Here is a 20422-nt window from a genome sequence, read left to right as displayed (position 1 = left end):
GACCAGGCGCTCAGGAACGGATCTCGATCAGGTCGGCGCTGTAGCGCTCGGCCCCCTTCGCGTCGAACACCCGCACGGCCGCATTGTCACCGTCGACTTCGACGCTCAGGTGGCCTTGCGACAGGCGATCGCAACGTCCCGCGCCGACACCGGCAAAGACGTAACGGCGCGCCTGGCCGTAGCCGTCCGTCGCGCGCAGCTGCAGCTGGCACATCCACGGCTCGGCCATGCGCAGTTGCCCCGCCCGCTCGCCGGGCTTGGCCGACGGTTCCAGTTGCAGAGTCATCAGCACCCGGGACTGACCATCCGTGAACAACCCCTTGTATACCGAGGCGGCGTGCGCCTGCGCCATGCACGCAATGGCGAGGGTGGCCGCAATGGCGGTGGTGACGGACTTCATTTCGCTCTCCTGGCAGATATCTCCCTGTGTCGCTCACACCGGGCATGTCGCAGAAGATAGCCTGAACGCGCTCACCCGACCATGTCGGCGTTCGGTCAGTGACCTGCCAGGCCCTTGAAGAAGCGCTGGGCGTTCTCGTCGAGGGTGGCGATGTCGTAACCGCCCTCCTGAACGATGACGCACGGCAGGCCCAGCGCGCGAATGCGCTCACCAAGCCGCTGGAAGCCGGCATGACTGACGGCGACCTTGGACTGCGGGTCGTTCTCGTAGATGTCGAAGCCCAGTGACAGCACCAGCACCTCGGGGGCGAAGTCGCGCAGCGCGGTTTCCGCCTGGGCCAGGCACGCAAAGAAGTCTTCTTCGCTGGCGCCGTGGGGCATCGGCAGGTTGAGGTTGAAGCCCTCGCCACGCCCTTGGCCGCGCTCGTCATCGAAGCCGGCGACCACCGGGTAGAAATTGGTGGGGTCACCGTGGATCGACACGTACAGCACGTCATCGCGCTCGTAGAAGATTTCCTGGATGCCCTGGCCGTGATGCATGTCAGTGTCGAGAATCGCGACCCTGGCGAAGCGCGACCTGAGCTGCTGTGCGGCAATCGCCGCGTTGTTGAGGAAGCAGAAGCCGCCCGCCGCCTCGGCCCGCGCATGATGGCCAGGCGGGCGGCACAGGGCGTAGGCCGCCGGTTCTCCATCGGCGACCGCCTGGGCTGCAGCGATGGAACTCTGCGCGGACCAGTAGGCCGCTTCCCAGGTGTGGGCGCCAATCGGGCAGCTGCCATCGGCCAGATAGCGTGCCGTCTTGCCGAGGATGCCGCGCAGCGGATTGTTCTCGCGGATGAAGATGTTCGACATCACCTCGTCGCCCCAGTCTTCCGGCACGGCGTGCCACTCCTGGTAGGCACTGCGCAGGTAATCGAGATAAGCCTGGCTGTGTACGGCGGCGAGCGGCGCAATGCCCTGGTCGGCAGGTTCGACCAGCGGATAGCCCAGGCGCTCGACCATCGCCAGCAAGGGGTCGATGCGTGCGGGGATTTCCTGAGGCTCGCGCATCTGCCCACGGGACAGGTAGGAGCGCGGGTGATGCAGGCGTTGCTTGGGGTGGAAAAAGGCTTTCATGCATGACCTCGTCTTGCAGGGCGGCACGTGTGGTCCGCCGTTCAGTAACCCAGTTCGGGATCGACCCGGTTGTTCAGTGCCAGCCCGGCTTCCAGCCGCCCGACGTTGGCGGCCACCTGGCTGGCGATGCAGGCATCGGAAGCTGCCGAAGCCATGTGCGGTGTTACCCACACACCCGGCGTGTGCCACAGCGCGGCATCAGCGGGCAGCGGCTCACGCTCGAAGACATCCAGCAAGGCTCCGCGCAGCTGCCCGGCGGCCAGCGCGGCCTGCAGGTCGGCTTCATTGACGTGCTGGCCACGCCCGGCATTGATCAGTGCCGCACCAGGCGCCAGGCAGGCAAAGACCTGCCGGTCGAGCAGGCCATGGGTCGCTGCGGTGAGCGGCAGCAGGTTGACCAGCAGGTCGAGCCCATCGAGAAACGCCGCCCGCCCTTCACTACCGGCGAAGCTCTGCACCCCGTCGATGTGCCGGGGCGCACGGGCCCAACCGCGTACCGCATAGCCTGCCGTCGCCAGGCGCTGCGCGACCGGAGCGCCAATGGCGCCCAGGCCCATGACACCCACGCGATAATCCCGGGCCTGGCGCTGCACCGGGCGCTGCCAGCGCTGGTCGACGCGCCCGGCCAGCACCTGGTCGAAACCACGATGGAAATGCAGCACGCCCCAGTGCACGTACTCGCTCATGCCGTGGATATGGTCCGGATCGACGACCCGGCATACCGGCACCTGCGGGTCGCGGGACGGGTACTGGGCCAGGTGATCGACGCCTGCGCCGATCGAATGGATCAGGCGCAGGTTCGGCAGCTCGGCCAGGCTGCCGGCCGGCGGGAACCAGCACACCGCCACCTGAGCCTGGCGCGCCTGCGGCTCATGCGCACGCAACACCTGCAAGTGCGGGGCGTGACGGGCGAACAGGCCGGCCAGCCAATCGCCGAGTGCCGGGTCCTGGCAAAGCAATACGATGGCCGTCATGATCAGCTGCACCACTGCATGCGTTGTTCTTCGATCAGGCTCAGCGCCGCGCGCCAGGCCAGGTCGATGATGCCGTCGATGCCATCACGGCCGAACTGCTCGGCGGTGTGTCGGCACACCTCTTCACTCGGGAAGTTCAGCGCCACACCGGCCGACATGGCCTGGATCTGCGCCTGGCAGGCGCGCTCCAGGAAGTAGATCTCGTGGAAGGCTTCGGCCACGCTGCCACCGGCGGCGAGCAAGCCATGGTTGCGCAGGATCATCGCCTTGTAGCGGCCCAGATCGGAGACCAGACGCTCGCGTTCATCCAGCGACAGAGCGATGCCTTCATAGGTGTGATAAGCCAGTCGGCCGTAGAACTTGAGCGCGTGCTGGGTCAGCGGCAGCAGGCCGTCGCGCTGCGCCGCCACCGCCATGCCGGCAGCGGTATGGGTGTGGATGATGCAGTGCAGGTCGGGGCGTGCCGCGTGAATCGCCGAGTGGATGACGAAACCGGCGGCATTCACCGGCCCGTGGTTGTAGTCGGCCTCGACCACCTGGCCGTTCAGGTCGATGCGTACCAGGTCGCTGGCGCGCATTTTCTCGAAGGCCACGCCATAGCGATTGATCAGAAAATGCCCTTCCGGCCCCGGTACGCGCAGGGTGATATGGGTGTCGATCAGGTCGGTCATGCGGTAATAGGCAATCAGCCGGTACAGCGCCGCGAGGTCGCAGCGGGCCTGCCATTCGGCTTCGGGCATGGCGGTAGGCCGGGTCATCAGGCAGCTCCTTCGGAGGTAGACAGGGCAACACGCGGTGCAGCGGCGCCGCGCAGGTGGGACAGGCCGAGCACGCCAACCAGCGACATCAGCGCCAGGACGCTGAAGAAAATCGCCAATGGCCACCACTGGCCGGTGTACTGACCGGCGATGAAGGTGCCAAGCATGGGAGTGGTGCCCCCGGTCACGGCGCTGCCGAGCTGGTAGGCGATGGAAATGCCGGAATAGCGCACCTGGGCCGGAAAGGCTTCGGCCATGTAGCCGGCGATCACGGCGTAGAGGGCCGCCAGCAGCACGACGGCCAGGGCGATACCGGCGGTCATGTAGACCAGATTGCCGGTCTGCACCAGCAGGAACATCGGATAAGGCGCCAGTATGCACAGCGCCGCCACCCACTTCAGGAAACGCCCTTCGCCGACCCGCTCGGAGAGCAGCGCCGAGCAGGGCTGCGAGATGAATTGCAGGACCGTGACAACGAACAGGCAATCGAGGATGGTGGTCTTGGCAATGCCCAGGTACTGGGTCACGTAGGTAATCATGAAGGTGTTGGTGAAGAAGAACCCCGCCGAACCGATGGTGACCGCCGACGCCGCAAACAGGATCTGTTTCCAGTAGCCACGCAGCACCTCCATTACCGGAAAGCGCGCCGTCTTGTCACGCTCACGCACCTCGGTGAACTCCGGCGACTCCGGCACGCCGAAGCGAATGGCCAGGCCGACCATCATCAACACCCCGCTGAGCAGAAACGGAATGCGCCAGCCCCAGCTGAGCAACGCTTCCTGGTCCATCTCACTGATCACGCGAAAGGCGATCAGCGCCAGCAGCAGACCGGCCGGACTGCCCCACTGGGCGAATGAAGCGAAGAACACCTTGCGCCCCTTGGGCGCGTGCTCGCTGGCCATCAACACCGCACCGCCCCACTCGCCACCGACCGAAATGCCTTGCAGCAGGCGCAGCAGCACCAGCCCCGCCGGCCCCCAGATCCCGGCCTGGGCATAGGTTGGCAACAAACCGATGCACGTCGTCGCCAGGCCCATCAGCGCCATGGTGAACAGCAGCATCTTCTTGCGTCCCAGGCGGTCGCCCAGATGGCCGAACACCATGCCGGCAAACGGGCGGGCGATGAACCCCACGGCAAAGCTGCCGAACGCGGCCATGGTGCTGAGCGTCGGGTTGTCGCTGGGAAAGAACAGTTGCCCGAGCACCAGTGCGGCCGCGAAGGCGTAGATATAAAAGTCGTAGAACTCGATGGTGGTGCCGATAAAGGCAGCTGCGGCGGCGCGTCTGGGCGTTGAGGTCTGGCTCATCTTCGCAGGCTCCTGAAGGGTCGTTGTTATAGGCAGGAGAAAAAGCGGTGGTGCGGCAAGGCATGGGCACTCTGACGGTGCGTTGCTGGATCATGCGCCAATGCCTATGCTAGGCAAAGCTTCTAATCCGAATAGTTCAGTATAAGCAGCGACAATAATGACCGTTCCCTCCTCTGGCCTGCGCTCCCCCGAAGCTCGGCGTTTTCTCAACGACCGCCTGGACTGGAACCTGCTACGCACTTTCCTGGTGATCGGCCAGGAAGGCAGCCTGAGCCGCGCGGCCGCGCGCCTTCACTTGAGCCAGCCGGCCATCAGCCAGGCGCTGAAAAGGCTTGAAGAACAGTTGCAGGTGTCGCTGGTGATCCGCCGTGGTCCACGTATCAGCCTGTCGAGTGCTGGCCAGGAGGTCCTGCAGATCGCTGCCGAGCTTTACGGCACGGTGTCACGCCTGGGCCCGGCCCTGGAAGAGCCCGCCGAGACGGTGACTGGCAGGGTGCATCTGCTGAGCATCAGCCGTATTCAGTCACGCTGCTACGACGACTTCCTGGCCCGCTTCCATCAGGACTATCCCCAGGTCGAACTGGAAGTGGACGTGCTGCGCAGCTCGGACGTGATCAGCGCACTGCTGCAGAAAACCGCCTCGTTCGGCCTGAGCCTGTGCCGTACGCCGCAGCCGCGCCTGGAACAGCGGTTGGTGCTGCAACAGCGCTACGCCTTCTTCTGCGGTCGCAGACACCGGCTGTTCGGTCGCAAGCACCTCAATCTGGCAGACCTGCAAAGCGAGAACTTCGTGAGTTTCACCAGCGACCAGTTGGGCGGGAATCTGTCGCCGCTGACCGTGTTTCGCGACCAGCAGGGCTTTACCGGGCGGATCGTGGCCTCATCGGCCAGCCTGGACGAAATTCTGCGCCTGGTGGATTGCGGGTTCGGCATTGGCTGCCTGCCCGAGCACATCGTCGCGGCCGATGTGCAGGCCGGCAAGATGTGGCGCCTGCCGCCGGGGGATGGCGTCAGCGATGTGAATGTCTATCTGTTGTGGAATCGGGAGCAGAAACATACCCAGGCCGAAGCCCTCTTCCTAGAGCGCTTCGAACACATGCTGCTGACCACCGAGCTGGGCGAACGCTTTTGAATCTGCGGTCCCGACCGGCAGCCGGGACCACGCGCTTGAAGTCAGGCAGACACCTGGCGCTGATGACGCTCCTCCATGATGTTTTTGGCCTGTCGCGAATATTCCTGCCTGAGTTCGTGCACCAGGCTGGAGATGGCGCGGGAGGTCGTCAACTCGGCCGCATTCAGGTTATGGGCCACGAACGCCGGTTGCACGCGATCGGGGTGGTAAAGGCTGATCGTCATCAGGTGATTGACACCGATGCTGCATACGCAACGGGTAGGCAGAAAGCCGGATTCAATGATCTGGCGTAATTCAAGTTGCGACATCATGGCTATTCTCCGTGGCCAGTCATTGGCCTGCATGCAGTGGAAAAAACGCCGCGAAAATCGTTCCGTGAATCAGCCAGGCGGTCGACGCATGAACGGCAGGGCTGGCCTACAGGAAGGTCGATACGCAGGAAGGTCGATGAGCCAAGGCAACGGCCTTGGGAAACCTGAAGGATGGATCAGGAAGAGAGGATGTGTCCCCTGCAGGAATCGAACCTGCATCTAGCCCTTAGGAGGGGCTCGTTCTATCCATTGAACTAAGAGGACGCAACGCAAGAAGGCCCGATGCGAGGCATCAGGTGCTGGGCATTCTACGCAAAAACAAGCATTTAGCAAAAGGTTCAGGCCTGCCTGAGGCTTAGGCTCTTTCCCCGCGCGATGCAAGGCCAGCGGCAAGGGCCTGACCCATGCATTTCGCTTTGGTTCCATCAGGGATCGTGCAAATTGCAATTCAGCAAAAGGCCATTATTGCAAAACGCATGAGCCACCTGCCGCTTAAACAATTCAAGCTGTTGATTTCAAAGGTTTTTTTATGGATTTTGATTTGGCATGCAGACTGCAATATGTCTATCTGCCAATACACCCTTTCTTTCTCATTTCCGGGCAGGGACAAGAAAATGAACATGATCCTCACCACACTGAACGCCGCGACCCTGGTTGCTCTGGTGGCCTTTCATTTTCTGCAAAGTCCCGCTCAGCCCGTGCAACAGGTTCAGGTGCAGACCGGTGTGCACCAGGTTCCTCAACTGGCGATCATGGCGGAAAGACCTGCCAACCCGGCTATGCTGACCAATGACGCGCAACAGATGCCCCAGGCGACCGGCAGTGCGACACAACGCTGGGTATTCTGAAACGCCTCGTAGAACCTTGATCAACGAGAGAGTCGCCATGTCCAAATCCGCACTGTCGTTCCTGATCCTTACCGTGATGTCCGTTGCCGTCGATCTGCTGCTGCCCGCTCAGGCCGTAGAAGGCAACCTGATGGCCAAGATAGCCGTCGGCGTATTCGCCAGCCTGTTCGTCGGCGCGCTGGTCGTGGGCCGGCGCATCAAGTTCGATCCTGTTCTGCGCTAGACCCAGACGACTCACCCCTTCAGTCGGCGGTCGTACGGCGTGCAGGCATCTGCCGGTAGCCGTCGCTGACGCCCCCCCTTCCCCGCTTGCTACGTACGTTTGTCGGAGCAGGTTCGTATTCCACGCCGTAACCTTCTACGCTCTGAATACAGATAGCCATGATGGCAAAAAGCAGTCAGGCGATCGGCATCCTGTCGGAGCATGGAATCGGCCCTATGCAAATTCCTTCGCAATTCTGATAATTGGTGCTGGCCATACGCCTTTATCTGAGTCAATATTTGTCACAGATTTGGCGCCAAAGATCCGGCGTCTTGGGGCATGATGCTGACCCCTTGATAGCGCGGTTGAACATTTAGCCAAAAGTGCTGTCACACAAAGACAACTTGCGGCCACTTGCTAGAACCGCTTTCCCTGAACTAACCGGTTAAATATATGAGCCCTATGAAACAGGCTACTTATTCCAGCCGTACGGCTGACAAGTTCGTCGTCCGCCTACCTGATGGCATGCGTAACCGTGTCCAAGAGGTAGCTAAAAACCACCACCGCAGCATGAACTCGGAAATCATCGCGCGGCTTGAACAGAGTCTGCTGCAGGAAGCGGCCTTCGGCGATGAGCCGGCGGTACGCATCGACAGCCCTGAGCTGACCCTGAATGAGCGCGAGCTGCTTCAACGTTTCCGTCAACTTTCCCATCGTCAACAGAACGCCTTGGTGTCGTTGATCGCTCACGATACCGAACTTGCGACCGAAGAGTCGTAAGCGGCAAGCAGTACCTGGAGCCAGCCTAGTGCTGGCTTTTTTCTTGTAGTCCTTTTCTTTTATTGTTGTAAGAATCAGCTTCAATAAAAAACCGCCAATTAAGGCGGTTTTTTTATGTCGACCAATCAGCACGTCAAAGCAGAAAGACAGTGGCCAATCCGAGGAAGATGAAAAAGCCGCCGCTGTCGGTCATCGCCGTGATCATCACACTGGCACCCATGGCCGGGTCCTTGCCAACCCGCGCCAGCCCCATCGGGATGATGACGCCCATGAAGGCCGCCAGCAGCAGATTGAGGGTCATCGCCGCGGTCATCACCACGCCCAGCGACCAGCTGTCGTACAGCACATAGGCCACGGCGCCGATCACTCCGCCCCAGATCAGGCCATTGAGCAGCGCCACGACCAGTTCCTTGCGCAACAGCCGCGCGGTATTCCCCGTGTTGACCTGGTCCAGGGCCATGGCCCGGACAATCATGGTGATGGTCTGGTTGCCCGAGTTGCCACCTATGCCCGCCACGATAGGCATCAGGGCCGCCAGTGCCACCAGCTTTTCGATGGAACCTTCGAACAGGCCGATCACCCGCGAAGCCAGGAAGGCGGTGATCAGGTTGATCGCCAGCCAGGACCAACGGTTACGCAGTGAGCGCCACACCGAGGCGAAGATATCTTCGTCCTCACGCAGACCGGCCATGCTGCGCACTTCGCTTTCGCTTTCTTCACGAATCAGGTCGACCATCTCGTCGATGGTAAGACGGCCGATGAGCTTGCCGTTCTTGTCGACGACAGGCGAGGAAATCAGGTCGTAACGCTCGAACGCCTGGGCCGCATCGTAGGCGTCCTCTTCGGGATGGAACGTCACCGGATCATCGGCCATGACCTCGGCCACCTGCTTGTCGGGGTCGTTGACCAGCAGGCGCTTGATCGGCAGCACGCCTTTGAGCACGCCATCATGGTCGACCACGAACAGCTTGTCGGTATGGCTGGGCAGTTCCTTGAGGCGACGCAGGTAACGCAAGACCACTTCCAGGCTCACATCCTCACGGATGGTGACCATCTGGAAGTCCATCAGGGCGCCGACCTGTTCCTCGTCATAGGACAATGCCGAGCGCACACGCTCGCGTTGCTGGACGTCCAGGGCTTCCATGAGCTCATGGACGACGTCGCGAGGCAGCTCGGGGGCCAGGTCCGCCAGTTCGTCGGCGTCCATTTCCTTGGCCGCCGCCAGCAGCTCGTGGTCATCCATGTCGGCGATCAGGGTTTCCCGGACCGCGTCGGATACTTCCAGGAGAATATCGCCATCGCGCTCGGCCTTGACCAGCTGCCAGACGGTCAGACGGTCTTCCAGCGGCAGAGCTTCGAGAATATAGGCGACGTCGGCGGAGTGCAGGTCATCGAGCTTGCGCTGCAGCTCGACCAGGTTCTGCCGGTGAACCAGGTTTTCCACACGATCCTGGTGCTGGCCCTCCTGACGGTGGGTCAGGTCTTCGACCAGGCGCTGGCGATGCAGCAGGTCAACGACCTGGGCCAGGCGGTCCTGCAGGCTTTCCTGCGTTTTCTTTACTTCTCTTTCGGTCATAGGCGAACTCCACTCCCAGCAGCGGGGCACGCCGGGAGATCAATCAGGTAGAGCTAGATTGCTGAAAACGGGTGTCAAGTAACTACTGGGTAAGTCCATGGAGGTATTCCACAAGCCCCGGCGGGGCTGACGGGCGCAATGATACACCGCTTTGACCGGATAGCACGTGTGAAAATTCGGGCAAGAACAGATGCTTGCAGCACAAAGCTAACAATCGTACGAGTCAGTATTGCTACGACGTCACATCCAGCCAAGAAAACACGCTCGCCGACGCCCCTGTTCGAATCTAGGCTGGACGCGCCGATCGCCATGGAGGACTCGACGATGCGCCACCTTATGCACCCCGCCCTGCTGAGCACCCTGCTCTGCCTGCCCGTCACCGGCCATGCCGGCACCATCCAGCGCTGCGAAGATGCCGCCGGGCACGTTACCTTCACCTCGCTGGGCTGCGACGGCCGGCAGGCTTCGCGCACGGTGGATGCCTATAACCCATTGCCCGGCAGCGTGACACCCGAACAGCTGCCCGAGCGCTACGACGCCTATCCGTCGAAGCGGCAAAAGGAGATCGTGGTCGTCGGACAGCGCGACGACGGCTGCGGCAATCGCCTGAGCCCCGAGCAGCGGCGCCTGGCGATCATCGATCGGCGCACACCACCTGGCATGACCCGCAGCGATGTCGAGAATCTGCTGGGGCGCCCAGACCGGATCACCCAGCGCAATGGTGAGCTGCGCTATCACTATGCGCAGAAGAATGGCCGCAGCAATCAGGTCAGTTTCGACCCGCAAGGCTGCGTGAAAGGTAAATGAAACGCAAAACAAAAAGCCCGTATCAGGCGATACGGGCTTTTTGACGTATGGCGCACTCGACAGGATTCGAACCTGTGACCGCTCGGTTCGTAGCCGAGTACTCTATCCAGCTGAGCTACGAGTGCGTTTCGTGGGGCGCATTATAGGCTAATTCAGTAGCTTGTAAAGATCTTTTTTCAAATAATTCAATCACTTATGCGAAGAAAGACAACTTCTGAAATTCAGCACTGGCAAAAAGACAAAGCCCGTATCGTTTGATACGGGCTTGTCAGGTATGGCGCACTCGACAGGATTCGAACCTGTGACCGCTCGGTTCGTAGCCGAGTACTCTATCCAGCTGAGCTACGAGTGCGTGTTATGGCGGAGAACGGGGGATTCGAACCCCCGACACCCTTTTGAGGTGTACTCCCTTAGCAGGGGAGCGCCTTCGGCCACTCGGCCAGCTCTCCGCAACAAGGCGCGTATGATAATCGCCTCGCCTGCCGCATGCAAAAACTTTTTGAATTCAACGGCCTGCCAGCCATTACAGAACCAGTCCGGCAGAAAGCAGAAAGCCCATGTCTTTCGACATGGGCTTTCCCTATATGGCGCACTCGACAGGATTCGAACCTGTGACCGCTCGGTTCGTAGCCGAGTACTCTATCCAGCTGAGCTACGAGTGCGTATGGAGGTTTTATACCAGACCTACCGCTGGTTGTATCAGATCACCCAACCTTCATACGGCTTGCCGATGACAGCTAAGGATCTTGAAATGGCGCACTCGACAGGATTCGAACCTGTGACCGCTCGGTTCGTAGCCGAGTACTCTATCCAGCTGAGCTACGAGTGCGTATTTGGGTGTTGCGCATTTTAGGTCGTCGAATCGATTTGTAAAGCGCTTTCTTTACCGGAAAGCCACGTTCAACGAGCCTTGAATAATGGCGGAGAACGGGGGATTCGAACCCCCGACACCCTTTTGAGGTGTACTCCCTTAGCAGGGGAGCGCCTTCGGCCACTCGGCCAGCTCTCCGCAACACGGGGCGTATAATAACTACGCTTTTTCCCGTTTGCAAACAAAAATTCCAAATAAATTAATGGCTTGGTTCCTCATCCTTCTCTTTCTTGATACGCAGGTAGATTTCCTCGCGGTGAACCGCGACTTCCTTGGGCGCGTTCACACCGATGCGTACCTGGTTACCCTTGACGCCCAGCACCGTCACGGTGATTTCGCCATCACCAATGATCAGGCTCTCTGCGCACCGACGAGTCAGAATCAGCATTACCTACCTCCTCACGCAATACATTCAGGGACAACAGTCTGAAAAACCACGAGGCACGAGCCGGAGACCGAATGGCCACCAGCCAAGCCTGAGTATTGACTAACGCAACGAAAAGAACAGTCTTTGTGCGCAGATCAGAAAACAAAAGGCGCGGATTATCCGCGCCTTGGCACAAAATGACTCATTCTCCCTGGCGAGGAGCGTCCAGTTCGAAGGCTGTGTGCAGTGCGCGCACGGCCAGCTCCAGGTACTTCTCTTCGATCACGACGGACACCTTGATTTCCGAAGTCGAGATCATCTGGATGTTGATGCTTTCCTTGGCCAGCGCTTCGAACATGCGGCTGGCGACACCGGCGTGCGAGCGCATGCCGACGCCGACGATGGACACCTTGGCGATCTTGGTGTCGCCACCGGCTTCGCGAGCACCGATGTCACGCGCGATGTTCTCCAGGATCTGCAGGGCAGACTGGTAGTCGTTGCGGTGCACGGTGAAGGTGAAGTCCGTGGTGTTATCGTGCGAGACATTCTGCACGATCATGTCGACTTCGATGTTCGCGGCACTCACCGGGCCGAGAATCTTGAAGGCCACGCCCGGAGTGTCCGGCACACCACGGATCGTCAGCTTGGCTTCATCGCGGTTGAAGGCGATGCCGGAAATGATCGGCTGTTCCATGGATTCCTCTTCATCAATGGTAATGAGGGTGCCTGGACCCTCCTTGAAGCTGTGCAGGACGCGCAGCGGGACGTTGTACTTGCCGGCGAACTCCACCGAGCGGATCTGCAGCACCTTGGAACCGAGGCTGGCCATTTCCAGCATCTCTTCGAAGGTGATCTTCTCCAGGCGACGGGCCTGCTGCACGACACGCGGGTCGGTGGTGTAGACACCGTCCACATCGGTGTAGATCTGGCATTCATCGGCCTTCAGGGCCGCCGCCAGGGCTACACCGGTGGTGTCCGAGCCGCCACGGCCCAGTGTGGTGATGTTGCCGCTCTCGTCGACCCCCTGGAAGCCGGCGACCACGACCACCCGACCGGCTTTCAGGTCGGCGCGGATCTTCTGGTCGTCGATGTCCAGGATGCGCGCCTTGGTGTGCGCGCTGTCGGTGAGGATGCGCACCTGGTTGCCGGTGTAGGACACCGCCGGGACGCCCCGCTTGATCAGCGCCATGGCCAGCAGGCCGATGGTCACCTGCTCGCCGGTGGAGACGATCACGTCCAGCTCGCGTGGCACTGGCTGATCGGTGATCTGCTTGGCCAGCTCGATCAGACGGTTGGTCTCACCGCTCATGGCCGACAGAACGACCACCAGGTCGTCACCGCCCTCGCGGAATTTCTTTACCTTTTCGGCCACCTGCTCGATACGCTCGATGGAACCGACGGAGGTGCCGCCAAATTTCTGTACGATCAAAGCCATCTCAAAGCCGCCTCAGAGCCCTGTAAAGGGCACCCGTTAAACATTCAGATCCGCACCGGGCCTGCCGACAGGCAGCGGGCCCGGCGCCACGGATCAGATACCCTGTTCCACGAAAGGAATGGTCAGTGCCAGCGCCGCATCGAGAGCGCTGGCATCGACACCGCCACCCTGGGCCATGTCGGGACGGCCACCGCCCTTGCCACCTACGGCAGCGGCGGCCTGCTTCATCAGATCACCGGCTTTGAGTTGGCCAGTCAGGTCCTTGGTCACGCCTGCGACCAGTACGACCTTGTCTTCCTGAACCCCGCCGAGCAGGATCACTGCGCGGCCGAGCTTGTTCTTCAACTGGTCGACCAGCGCCAGCAGCGCCTTGCCGTCCTGACCATCCAGGCGCGCGGCCAGGACCTTCACACCCTTGACATCCAGCGCCTGGCCCGACAGATCGTCGCCCGCTGCGCTGGCCGCCTTGGCCTGCAATTGTTCCAGTTGTTTTTCCAGCTGGCGGTTGCGCTCGAGCACCGCCGACAGCTTGTCCAGCAGGTTGTCGCGGTTGCCCTTGATCAGGCTGGCCGCTTCCTTGAGCTGATCTTCGGCCGCATTGACCCAGTTCAGCGCGGCTTCGCCGGTCACCGCCTCGATACGCCGCACGCCGGAGGCCACGCCGCCTTCGCTGACGATCTTGAACAGCGCGATGTCGCCGGTGCGTTCGGCATGGATACCGCCGCACAGCTCGACGGAGAAGTCACCGCCCATGGTCAGTACGCGCACGGTGTCGCCGTACTTCTCACCGAACAGGGCCATGGCGCCTTTGGCCTTGGCGGTCTCGATGTCGGTGAGTTCGGTCTGTACCGGGGTGTTCTTGCGCACCTCGGCATTGACCATGTCTTCCAGGGCACGCAGCTGCTCGGGCTTGATCGCCTCGAAGTGGCTGAAGTCGAAACGCAGGCGCTGGCTGTCGACCAGCGAGCCCTTCTGCTGCACGTGGTCGCCCAGCACGCGGCGCAGGGCCTCGTGCAACAGGTGGGTGGCCGAGTGGTTCAGCGAAGTGGCCTGGCGTACTTCGGCTGCCACCTGGGTCTGCACTTCGGTGCCGACGCTAAGGCTGCCTGCGGCGACGACGCCGTGGTGCAGGAAGGCGCCGCCGGTCTTGGTGGTGTCACGCACGTCGAAGCGCACGGCGCCGGCCTGCAGGTAGCCGCTGTCGCCGATCTGGCCACCGGACTCGGCATAGAAGGGCGTGGTGTCGAGCACCACGACGCCCTCCTCGCCTTCGTTCAGCTGGCTGACCGACTGGCCGTCCTTGTACAGCGCCACCACCTTGGCCGCACCGCTGGTCGCGGCGTAACCGGTGAACTCGGTGGCTACGTCGACCTTGACCAGGCTGTTGTAGTCCATGCCGAAGGCACTGGCAGAACGAGCGCGCTCACGCTGGGCTTCCATCTCGCGCTCGAAGCCGGCCTCGTCGAGGGTCAGCTCGCGCTCACGGGCGATGTCCCCGGTGAGGTCCATCGGGAAGCCGTAGGTGTCGTACAGCTTGAAGATGACTTCGCCCGGCACCACGCTGCCTTTCAGCTCGGCCAGATCCTGCTCGAGGATCTTCAGGCCCTGGTCGAGGGTCTTGGCGAACTGCTCTTCCTCGGCCTTGAGCACGCGCTCGATGTGCGCTTGCTGCTGCACCAGCTCCGGATAGGCCTGGCCCATCTCGGCGACCAGTGCGGCGACGATCTTGTGGAAGAAACTGCCCTTGGCGCCCAGCTTGTTGCCGTGGCGGCAGGCGCGACGAATGATGCGGCGCAGCACGTAGCCACGACCTTCGTTGGACGGCAGTACGCCATCAGCGATCAGGAAGCCGCAGGAACGGATATGGTCGGCCACCACTTTCAGCGACGCCTGGCCCTCATTGCCACAGCCGATGGCTTGCGCCGAGGCCGCCAGCAGGTTCTGGAACAGGTCGATCTCGTAGTTGGAGTGCACGTGCTGCAGCACCGCACTGACTCGCTCCAGCCCCATGCCGGTGTCGACCGACGGCGCTGGCAGCGGATGCAGGACGCCATCGGCGGTGCGGTTGAACTGCATGAAGACGTTGTTCCAGATCTCGATGTAGCGGTCGCCGTCTTCCTCGGGCGAGCCGGGCGGGCCACCCCAGATGTCCGGACCGTGGTCGAAGAAGATCTCGGTGCATGGGCCGCACGGGCCGGTATCGCCCATGGTCCAGAAGTTGTCGGAAGCGTACGGAGCGCCCTTGTTGTCACCGATGCGCACCATACGCTCGGCGGGTACACCGACTTCCTTGGTCCAGATGTCGTAGGCCTCGTCGTCGGTGGCGTAGACCGTCACCCACAGCTTGTCCTTGGGCAGGTTCAGCCACTTCTCGGAGGTCAGGAAGGTCCAGGCGAAGGTGATGGCATCGCGCTTGAAGTAGTCACCAAAGCTGAAGTTGCCCAGCATTTCGAAGAAGGTGTGGTGACGGGCGGTGTAGCCGACGTTTTCCAGGTCGTTGTGCTTGCCACCGGCGCGCACGCATTTCTGGCTGGTCACGGCGCGGGTATAGGCACGTTTTTCCTGGCCCAGGAAGCAGTCCTTGAACTGGTTCATGCCGGCGTTGGTGAACAGCAGGGTCGGGTCGTTGCCCGGGATCAGGGAGCTGGAGGCTACACGGGTGTGGCCTTGCTCTTCGAAGAAGCTCAGGAAGGCTTCACGGATTTCTGCGCTTTTCATTTGGTTCTTCCACGGAGACTGCAGCCAGGCCCATCCGAACGTCGCGATGACGTAACGACGGCAAAGGGCCGCATTATATAGGCGTTGCGTCCCCGGTACAGTGTGTTTGTACGATAGAGACGATTCACTGGATTATCGGTCGCCTAGGTGTTCAGGAAGGCGGCGAAGATTTCCAGCACCTGCTCGACCTGTGCCGCCGAAACGTCCAGGTGTGTAACCAGGCGCAGGCGCGGCGCGGCATTGATGGCCACCCCGCGCGCAGCGCAGAAGGCCTTGAGCGCGGCCACCCGCTCGCCTGCCTGCACGTAGACCATGTTGGTCTGCACCGGCTCCACGGCGTAGCCCAGCCGACGCAGCCCCTCGCCCAGACGCTGGGCAGCGGCATGATCCTCGGCCAGGCGCTCGACCTGATGGTCCAGGGCATACAGCCCGGCCGCAGCCAGCACCCCGGCCTGGCGCATCCCGCCGCCGAGCATCTTGCGCAGCCGCGCCGCCTTGCCAATCAGTTCGCGGCTGCCGCATAGCACCGACCCGACCGGCGCGCCCAGCCCCTTGGACAGACATACTGAAACCGAGTCGAAATGCCGGGTGATCTGCTGTGCTTCGACGCTCAGTTTCACCGCTGCGTTGTACAGCCGCGCGCCGTCGAGGTAATGGCCCAGGCCCTGTTCGTGAGTCAGCTGTCGGGCTGCAGCCAGGTATTCCAGCGGCAACACTTTGCCCTGCATGGTGTTTTCCAGGGCCAGCAGGCGGGTACGGGCGAAGTGGAAGTCATCGGGCTTGATCGCCGCTCGCACCTGCTCCAGGTCCAGCGAGCCATCGGCCTGGTGATCCAGCGGCTGCGGCTGGATCGAGCCGAGCACGGCAGCACCGCCGCCCTCGTACTTGTACGTGTGGGCCTGCTGGCCGACGATGTATTCGTCACCGCGCTCGCAATGCGCCATCAGCCCGAGCAGGTTGCTCATGGTGCCGGACGGCACGAACAGCGCCGCCTCGAAACCCAGGCGCTCGGCCAGTACCGCCTGCAGGCGATTGACCGTCGGATCTTCGCCGTACACATCGTCACCCAGCGGTGCCCGGGTCATGGCCTGGAGCATGCCGGCAGTGGGCTGGGTCACGGTATCGCTGCGCAAATCGATCACTGTCAGACTCCCTGAACTGACTGCTTATAAGCAAATGACTGGACACCCTACCAAAGTGTCCAAGCATGTTGTCCGCAACTGTGATAAAAAACCTGCGCCGCCCGTCAAAAGGGCCGGCAACGTTCTCAGGGCGGGGTGCAAGTCCCCACCGGCGGTAATGGCGCAACGCGCCTAGCCCGCGAGCGCTTCAGGCACCCGTGCCTGAAGGTCAGCAGACCCGGTGCGATTCCGGGGCCGACGGTCATAGTCCGGATGAAGAGAGAACGGGATGTGTCGATCGTATACGGAAAAGCTTCCGCGAAGGCCGCAGGCCCTAGATGTTTTCCTACGCAGCCAGTATCCCCTTCGATCCAAACGCCCTGTTTTATTCATAAACAGGAGTCAGAACACGTGCAACCCACTTCCATCGGCAGCAAGAGCCACGCCGGCGAGCGCATCGCCTTCATCCAGGCCTGCTGGCACAAGGAAATCGTCGACCAGAGCCGCCAGGGCTTCGTCGCGGAAATCACCCGTCTGGGCTACAGCGAGCAGGACATCGACTTCTTCGAGGTCGGCGGTGCCTTCGAAATCCCGCTGCATGCCAAGCTGCTGGCCGAAAGCGGCCGCTACGCCGGCATCGTCGCGGCAGGCCTGGTGGTCGACGGCGGTATCTACCGCCATGAGTTCGTGGCCCAGTCGGTGATCAGCGGCCTGATGCAGGTGCAGCTGGAAACCCGCACCCCGGTATTCTCGGTGGTGCTCACCCCGCACCACTTCCACGCCGGCGAAGAGCACCAGAAATTCTTCTTCGAGCACTTCGTGCACAAGGGCCAGGAAGCCGCGCGCACCTGCGCCGACACCCTGGCCAAGGTCCGCCAGCTGCACCACCTCAGCACCCCGCAGAAAGCGGCCAGCTGATCGGCATCACCCTGCAGGCGTGACCCGCGCCTGCAGGGCATCCTCGCCTGCCGGGACAATCAGGATCCCCGCCCGCAACCCGTTGGCGACCCGAGGGTTGGGGAAGATGATCCGCGTGCCTTCCTGCTCCACCACCCAGCGCGTGGCGCCGTCCTCGGCCAACAGAAAGCCTTTTTCCAGTTCGGAGAAGTTCTCCACATCACCGGCCAGATGCAGCACGAAGCTATCGCTTCGCTTGATCAGTTCCTGGGCGACGCTGAACAGCTGCAGGCCCTCCAGGCTGTCATCCTCGTTCTCCGGCTCACGCCCTTCGATCATCTGGACCAGCCGCGTGCGCAATGCCGACAGGTCGACCTGCTGGTTCTGCCCGAACGGCCGGGCCTTGCCCAGTTCCAGGGTGAAGGCTTCGGCATCCAGCTTGTCACGGGTATAGGCGCTGAACACCGACGAAGGCTTGCTTTGCAGCAGCGCCGCGCGGATGCCGGCCGCTCGCAGACAGGCCAGCTCGTGGCGGGAGGTGGGTCGGCCTTCCTTGAAGGGGCACAGGGCGAACTGCTCGATCTTCGAACCACGCAGGGCGGTATGCAGGTCATAGTGCAGGCGGTAGCGCTCCGCCAGGCTGAAAAAGCTGGCGGCCAGGCGCTCCAGCTCACAGGCGCGCAACGCCTCGACACCGCCGCTCTGTTCATGCAGGCCATTGAACAAGCGGTTGACGTCCTGTTCGACATACCGCACCCCGCGACGCATCGCCTCGGGATTGCCGAACAGAAAGAGAATGCGCGCGCGGGGCTTGAGTTCACCCCGGGCGATGCCGCGAATCAGCTCGTCGAGCAACTCGATGGGCGCGGTCTCGTTACCGTGGATACCGGCCGACAGCAGCAGGTCCAGGCCGTTGTCGCCGCCCTGGGGTGGGCGCACTTCCAAGGCGCCCTCGCCCAGCCAGCGCATACGCACGCCGCCGACGGTCAGTTGAGTCTTTTCCGCCGGCTCACGGCCGGCTAGGGTCAGGTCAAGCAGCTTACCGAGGGCCAGCATAGGCGTTTCCCTGTCTTAGTGATTGCAGTCCGGTCCATGGACGTGACCGTCTTCTTCCTCAAGATCGGCGGGTTCCATCTCCAACTGAAGGCTCATCAGGTTGGTCGCCAGGGGCCGCAGCAGCAGGTTGGCGTATTCGGTGTCACCTTCCTCGACATCGACCCCGATCAGCAGCTGGCCACGGCCGTCGTGCTGGATCCACACTTCCTTGCCTTGCCAGACCACGGCCAGCCGCGAGCTGGAAACCGTGCGGGTGCTGCCATCGGCGTCTTCAAGGATCAACTGCAGGGCGTCGCTCATGTTCCGGTGCTCCAGGCATTTTGATAAGGCGGGCGCAGCCAGCTGCGCCGCGAAGGTCAGTCTGTTTGAAACGGATAAACGGCGCCCAGTTTAAGGATTTGCGTCAGCTCGTCCAATGCCGTGCGGCATTCGATGAGCAATTGCGGGTCGGCCAGGTCCTCTTCATGCATGCGGTCGCGGTAATGCCGAACCACCCAACCGGTGAGCGCCTGGTAGAGCGCATCGTCAAGCAGCACCGCCGGGTTGACTGCCGCCAGCTCCGCCTCGGTGAGGGCCACGCGCAGGCGCAGGCAGGCCGGGCCACCCCCGTTGCGCATGCTCTGCTTGAGATCGAAAACCCGTACCTGACGAATCGGCCCGCCGCTGGCCAGCAGGCCCTGCAGGTAACACCAGACCTTCTGGTTGGCCTGGCACTCCTGCGGCACCACCAGCAGCATGGAGCCGTCGTCACGGCTGAGTAGCTGGCTGTTGAACAGGTACGAGCGCACCGCATCCTCGACGCCAACCTCGGCGCGCGGCACGGCGATGGCCTGCAGGCTGGCGCCGACCCGCGCCAGCTTGTCCTGCAACTCGCCCAGCACCGCCGGCCCATTGAGGAAGGCGTCTTCATGGTGGAACAGCACCTGGGCGTTGGCCACGGCGATCACGTCGTTGTGGAACACCCCCTGGTCGATCACCGCCGGATTCTGCTGGGCGAACACTACGCGGTCGTCGCTCAGGCCATGCAGGCGGGCCACGGCGCGAGAGGCCTCCAGGGTCTGGCGCGCCGGGTAGCGCTGCGGGGCCGGATAGCGGGTGTCGAAGGCGCTGCGACCGTAGACGAAGAACTCCACCCCCGGCTGGCCATGATCCCGGCACAGGCGGCTGTGGTTCGCCGCGCCCTCGTCACCGAACTGCGCGACGTCCGGCAATGCCGGGTGATGGGCAAAGTGACGGGGGTCACTGAACATCGTCTGCAACAGGCGGCTGGTCGTGGGGTGCTCCAGGCTGCGGTGGTACTTGCAGTTGAGATTGGCGGCCGTGAAATGCACGCGGCCATCGCCGGTGTCGGCACTGGGGCTGACCGTCGCGGCATTGGCCACCCACATGCTGGAAGCCGAGCAACTGGCAGCCAGCAGCGGCATGTCTTGGCGCGCCGCCTTCTCGATGACCTGCGCGTCGCTGCCGGTAAAGCCCAGACGGCGCAGGCTGGCGACGTCCGGGCGCTCCTGTGGGGCGATGACCCCCTGGGTGAAGCCCAGGTCCATCAGCGCCTTCATCTTCGCCAGGCCCTGCAAGGCAGCCTCGCGCGGGTTGGAGCTGAGCTGGCCGTTGTTCTGCGAAGCGACGTTGCCGTAGGACAAGCCGCCATAGTTGTGGGTCGGGCCTACCAGGCCGTCAAAATTGACTTCACGGGTTTTCATCGGCACGGCTCCACGGCTCTGTTTTCTTATGCTGCAACACGCCT

20 protein-coding genes, 7 tRNA genes and 1 riboswitch are annotated in these 20422 nt (G+C 62.3%); of the genes, 6 read left to right on the top strand and 21 right to left on the bottom strand.

Features of this window, described 5'->3' with window-relative positions; genetic code table 11:
• Nucleotides 1-10: 10 nt before the first annotated feature.
• From RRX38_RS23605 to RRX38_RS23585, 5 genes are all read right to left on the bottom strand, one after another.
• Nucleotides 11-400 carry a hypothetical protein gene (locus RRX38_RS23605; RefSeq protein WP_315960895.1) on the bottom strand — a complete coding sequence of 130 codons (390 nt, stop codon included), beginning with the start codon at nucleotides 398-400 and terminating at the stop codon, nucleotides 11-13.
• 95 nt (nucleotides 401-495) lie between these two features.
• Entirely contained in the window at nucleotides 496-1515 is a 1020-nt protein-coding gene (locus tag RRX38_RS23600; RefSeq protein ID WP_315960894.1) for a histone deacetylase family protein, read from the bottom strand.
• A 41-nt stretch (nucleotides 1516-1556) separates the two neighbouring features.
• Complete coding sequence (locus tag RRX38_RS23595; protein ID WP_315960893.1) at nucleotides 1557-2489, bottom strand: glyoxylate/hydroxypyruvate reductase A; 933 nt, start codon at nucleotides 2487-2489, stop codon at nucleotides 1557-1559.
• Between the two features lie 2 nt (nucleotides 2490-2491).
• Nucleotides 2492-3247: a class II aldolase/adducin family protein gene (locus tag RRX38_RS23590; RefSeq protein WP_315960892.1), complete on the bottom strand. Its 756-nt coding sequence runs from the start codon at nucleotides 3245-3247 to the stop codon at nucleotides 2492-2494.
• Nucleotides 3247-4554, bottom strand: a complete 1308-nt coding sequence (locus RRX38_RS23585) for an MFS transporter (protein WP_315960891.1) — start codon at nucleotides 4552-4554, stop codon at nucleotides 3247-3249. The genes RRX38_RS23590 and RRX38_RS23585 overlap by 1 nt, the downstream gene beginning before the upstream one ends.
• A 157-nt stretch (nucleotides 4555-4711) precedes the next feature.
• Between RRX38_RS23585 and RRX38_RS23580 the strand changes: the two genes are divergently transcribed.
• Nucleotides 4712-5686: a LysR family transcriptional regulator gene (locus RRX38_RS23580; RefSeq protein ID WP_295476098.1), complete on the top strand. Its 975-nt coding sequence runs from the start codon at nucleotides 4712-4714 to the stop codon at nucleotides 5684-5686.
• Between the two features lie 41 nt (nucleotides 5687-5727).
• On the opposite strand, the gene RRX38_RS23575 is transcribed toward RRX38_RS23580, so the two are convergent.
• Together RRX38_RS23575 and RRX38_RS23570 are read right to left on the bottom strand one after the other, a co-directional pair.
• On the bottom strand, nucleotides 5728-5997 hold the full coding sequence (locus RRX38_RS23575) for a DUF1652 domain-containing protein (RefSeq protein WP_315960890.1): 270 nt from the start codon (nucleotides 5995-5997) through the stop codon (nucleotides 5728-5730).
• Between the two features lie 192 nt (nucleotides 5998-6189).
• Nucleotides 6190-6261 (bottom strand) — tRNA-Arg (locus RRX38_RS23570).
• 140 nt (nucleotides 6262-6401) lie between these two features.
• Here RRX38_RS23570 and RRX38_RS25175 point away from each other — a divergent pair.
• The 3 genes from RRX38_RS25175 to RRX38_RS23555 all read left to right on the top strand — a co-directional run bounded on the left by RRX38_RS25175 (nucleotide 6402) and on the right by RRX38_RS23555 (nucleotide 7827).
• Nucleotides 6402-6845 (top strand): hypothetical protein, encoded by a 444-nt coding sequence (locus RRX38_RS25175; protein WP_410524851.1) that lies wholly within the window; start codon nucleotides 6402-6404, stop codon nucleotides 6843-6845.
• A 37-nt stretch (nucleotides 6846-6882) separates the two neighbouring features.
• Complete coding sequence (locus RRX38_RS23560) at nucleotides 6883-7068, top strand: PA3371 family protein (protein ID WP_315960889.1); 186 nt, start codon at nucleotides 6883-6885, stop codon at nucleotides 7066-7068.
• Nucleotides 7069-7500: 432 nt separating this feature from the next.
• Nucleotides 7501-7827, top strand: a complete 327-nt coding sequence (locus RRX38_RS23555) for an Arc family DNA-binding protein (RefSeq protein WP_315960888.1) — start codon at nucleotides 7501-7503, stop codon at nucleotides 7825-7827.
• 133 nt (nucleotides 7828-7960) lie between these two features.
• Here the strand turns inward: RRX38_RS23555 and mgtE are convergent, their stop codons facing one another.
• Nucleotides 7961-9403, bottom strand: a complete 1443-nt coding sequence (gene mgtE / locus RRX38_RS23550; RefSeq protein ID WP_295476090.1) for a magnesium transporter — start codon at nucleotides 9401-9403, stop codon at nucleotides 7961-7963.
• A gap of 324 nt (nucleotides 9404-9727) precedes the next feature.
• Here mgtE and RRX38_RS23545 point away from each other — a divergent pair, with 324 nt between their 5' ends.
• Nucleotides 9728-10210, top strand: coding sequence for a DUF4124 domain-containing protein (locus tag RRX38_RS23545; RefSeq protein ID WP_315960887.1), 483 nt, complete (start codon nucleotides 9728-9730; stop codon nucleotides 10208-10210).
• A gap of 48 nt (nucleotides 10211-10258) precedes the next feature.
• On the opposite strand, the gene RRX38_RS23540 is transcribed toward RRX38_RS23545, so the two are convergent.
• From RRX38_RS23540 to ltaE, 10 genes are all read right to left on the bottom strand, one after another.
• A tRNA-Arg gene (locus RRX38_RS23540) sits at nucleotides 10259-10335 on the bottom strand.
• 150 nt (nucleotides 10336-10485) lie between these two features.
• Nucleotides 10486-10562, bottom strand: a tRNA-Arg gene (locus tag RRX38_RS23535).
• Nucleotides 10563-10568: 6 nt separating this feature from the next.
• Nucleotides 10569-10659, bottom strand: a tRNA-Ser gene (locus RRX38_RS23530).
• A gap of 136 nt (nucleotides 10660-10795) precedes the next feature.
• Nucleotides 10796-10872 (bottom strand) — tRNA-Arg (locus RRX38_RS23525).
• 90 nt (nucleotides 10873-10962) lie between these two features.
• Nucleotides 10963-11039 (bottom strand) — tRNA-Arg (locus RRX38_RS23520).
• Nucleotides 11040-11128: 89 nt separating this feature from the next.
• A tRNA-Ser gene (locus RRX38_RS23515) sits at nucleotides 11129-11219 on the bottom strand.
• Between the two features lie 61 nt (nucleotides 11220-11280).
• On the bottom strand, nucleotides 11281-11469 hold the full coding sequence (gene csrA, locus RRX38_RS23510; protein ID WP_002554426.1) for a carbon storage regulator CsrA: 189 nt from the start codon (nucleotides 11467-11469) through the stop codon (nucleotides 11281-11283).
• Nucleotides 11470-11650: 181 nt separating this feature from the next.
• On the bottom strand, nucleotides 11651-12883 hold the full coding sequence (locus RRX38_RS23505) for an aspartate kinase (protein WP_295475920.1): 1233 nt from the start codon (nucleotides 12881-12883) through the stop codon (nucleotides 11651-11653).
• A gap of 93 nt (nucleotides 12884-12976) precedes the next feature.
• Nucleotides 12977-15601: an alanine--tRNA ligase gene (gene alaS, locus RRX38_RS23500; protein ID WP_315960857.1), complete on the bottom strand. Its 2625-nt coding sequence runs from the start codon at nucleotides 15599-15601 to the stop codon at nucleotides 12977-12979.
• 143 nt (nucleotides 15602-15744) lie between these two features.
• The gene (gene ltaE / locus RRX38_RS23495) at nucleotides 15745-16749 is read right to left on the bottom strand and encodes a low-specificity L-threonine aldolase (protein WP_315962737.1); all 1005 of its coding nucleotides are present in this window, start codon (nucleotides 16747-16749) and stop codon (nucleotides 15745-15747) included.
• Nucleotides 16750-16860: 111 nt separating this feature from the next.
• Nucleotides 16861-17012, top strand: a riboswitch (FMN riboswitch).
• A 121-nt stretch (nucleotides 17013-17133) separates the two neighbouring features.
• Between ltaE and RRX38_RS23490 the strand changes: the two genes are divergently transcribed.
• Nucleotides 17134-17640, top strand: a complete 507-nt coding sequence (locus tag RRX38_RS23490; RefSeq protein ID WP_295475914.1) for a 6,7-dimethyl-8-ribityllumazine synthase — start codon at nucleotides 17134-17136, stop codon at nucleotides 17638-17640.
• Between the two features lie 6 nt (nucleotides 17641-17646).
• Here the strand turns inward: RRX38_RS23490 and astE are convergent, their stop codons facing one another.
• The 3 genes from astE to astB are packed head-to-tail and all read right to left on the bottom strand — an operon-like array spanning nucleotide 17647 to nucleotide 20378.
• Nucleotides 17647-18675 (bottom strand): succinylglutamate desuccinylase, encoded by a 1029-nt coding sequence (gene astE / locus RRX38_RS23485; protein ID WP_315960856.1) that lies wholly within the window; start codon nucleotides 18673-18675, stop codon nucleotides 17647-17649.
• A gap of 15 nt (nucleotides 18676-18690) precedes the next feature.
• Entirely contained in the window at nucleotides 18691-18975 is a 285-nt protein-coding gene (locus RRX38_RS23480) for a topoisomerase II (RefSeq protein ID WP_295475910.1), read from the bottom strand.
• A gap of 56 nt (nucleotides 18976-19031) precedes the next feature.
• A complete protein-coding gene (astB, locus tag RRX38_RS23475; RefSeq protein WP_315960855.1) occupies nucleotides 19032-20378 on the bottom strand; it encodes an N-succinylarginine dihydrolase in 1347 nt (448 codons plus the stop codon).
• Nucleotides 20379-20422: the final 44 nt, after the last annotated feature.

Origin of the sequence: Pseudomonas sp. DTU_2021_1001937_2_SI_NGA_ILE_001 (assembly GCF_032463525.1) — a bacterium.
Classification (GTDB): Bacteria; Pseudomonadota; Gammaproteobacteria; order Pseudomonadales; family Pseudomonadaceae; genus Aquipseudomonas.
This window is presented reverse-complemented; position numbering and strand designations above follow the sequence as displayed.

Excerpts from the sequence above, each read along its gene's own strand:
- RRX38_RS23590 (WP_315960892.1), bottom strand. The coding sequence starts at position 3,247 with ATGACCCGGCCTACCGCCATGCCCGAAGCCGAATGGCAGGCCCGCTGC.
- astB (WP_315960855.1), bottom strand. The coding sequence starts at position 20,378 with ATGAAAACCCGTGAAGTCAATTTTGACGGCCTGGTAGGCCCGACCCAC.
- RRX38_RS23505 (WP_295475920.1), bottom strand. The coding sequence starts at position 12,883 with ATGGCTTTGATCGTACAGAAATTTGGCGGCACCTCCGTCGGTTCCATC.
- RRX38_RS23545 (WP_315960887.1), top strand. The coding sequence starts at position 9,728 with ATGCGCCACCTTATGCACCCCGCCCTGCTGAGCACCCTGCTCTGCCTG.
- csrA (WP_002554426.1), bottom strand. The coding sequence starts at position 11,469 with ATGCTGATTCTGACTCGTCGGTGCGCAGAGAGCCTGATCATTGGTGAT.
- RRX38_RS23580 (WP_295476098.1), top strand. The coding sequence starts at position 4,712 with ATGACCGTTCCCTCCTCTGGCCTGCGCTCCCCCGAAGCTCGGCGTTTT.
- RRX38_RS23585 (WP_315960891.1), bottom strand. The coding sequence starts at position 4,554 with ATGAGCCAGACCTCAACGCCCAGACGCGCCGCCGCAGCTGCCTTTATC.
- mgtE (WP_295476090.1), bottom strand. The coding sequence starts at position 9,403 with ATGACCGAAAGAGAAGTAAAGAAAACGCAGGAAAGCCTGCAGGACCGC.
- RRX38_RS23555 (WP_315960888.1), top strand. The coding sequence starts at position 7,501 with ATGAGCCCTATGAAACAGGCTACTTATTCCAGCCGTACGGCTGACAAG.
- RRX38_RS23600 (WP_315960894.1), bottom strand. The coding sequence starts at position 1,515 with ATGAAAGCCTTTTTCCACCCCAAGCAACGCCTGCATCACCCGCGCTCC.
- astE (WP_315960856.1), bottom strand. The coding sequence starts at position 18,675 with ATGCTGGCCCTCGGTAAGCTGCTTGACCTGACCCTAGCCGGCCGTGAG.
- RRX38_RS23560 (WP_315960889.1), top strand. The coding sequence starts at position 6,883 with ATGTCCAAATCCGCACTGTCGTTCCTGATCCTTACCGTGATGTCCGTT.
- alaS (WP_315960857.1), bottom strand. The coding sequence starts at position 15,601 with ATGAAAAGCGCAGAAATCCGTGAAGCCTTCCTGAGCTTCTTCGAAGAG.
- RRX38_RS25175 (WP_410524851.1), top strand. The coding sequence starts at position 6,402 with ATGCATTTCGCTTTGGTTCCATCAGGGATCGTGCAAATTGCAATTCAG.
- RRX38_RS23480 (WP_295475910.1), bottom strand. The coding sequence starts at position 18,975 with ATGAGCGACGCCCTGCAGTTGATCCTTGAAGACGCCGATGGCAGCACC.
- RRX38_RS23605 (WP_315960895.1), bottom strand. The coding sequence starts at position 400 with ATGAAGTCCGTCACCACCGCCATTGCGGCCACCCTCGCCATTGCGTGC.
- RRX38_RS23595 (WP_315960893.1), bottom strand. The coding sequence starts at position 2,489 with ATGACGGCCATCGTATTGCTTTGCCAGGACCCGGCACTCGGCGATTGG.
- RRX38_RS23575 (WP_315960890.1), bottom strand. The coding sequence starts at position 5,997 with ATGATGTCGCAACTTGAATTACGCCAGATCATTGAATCCGGCTTTCTG.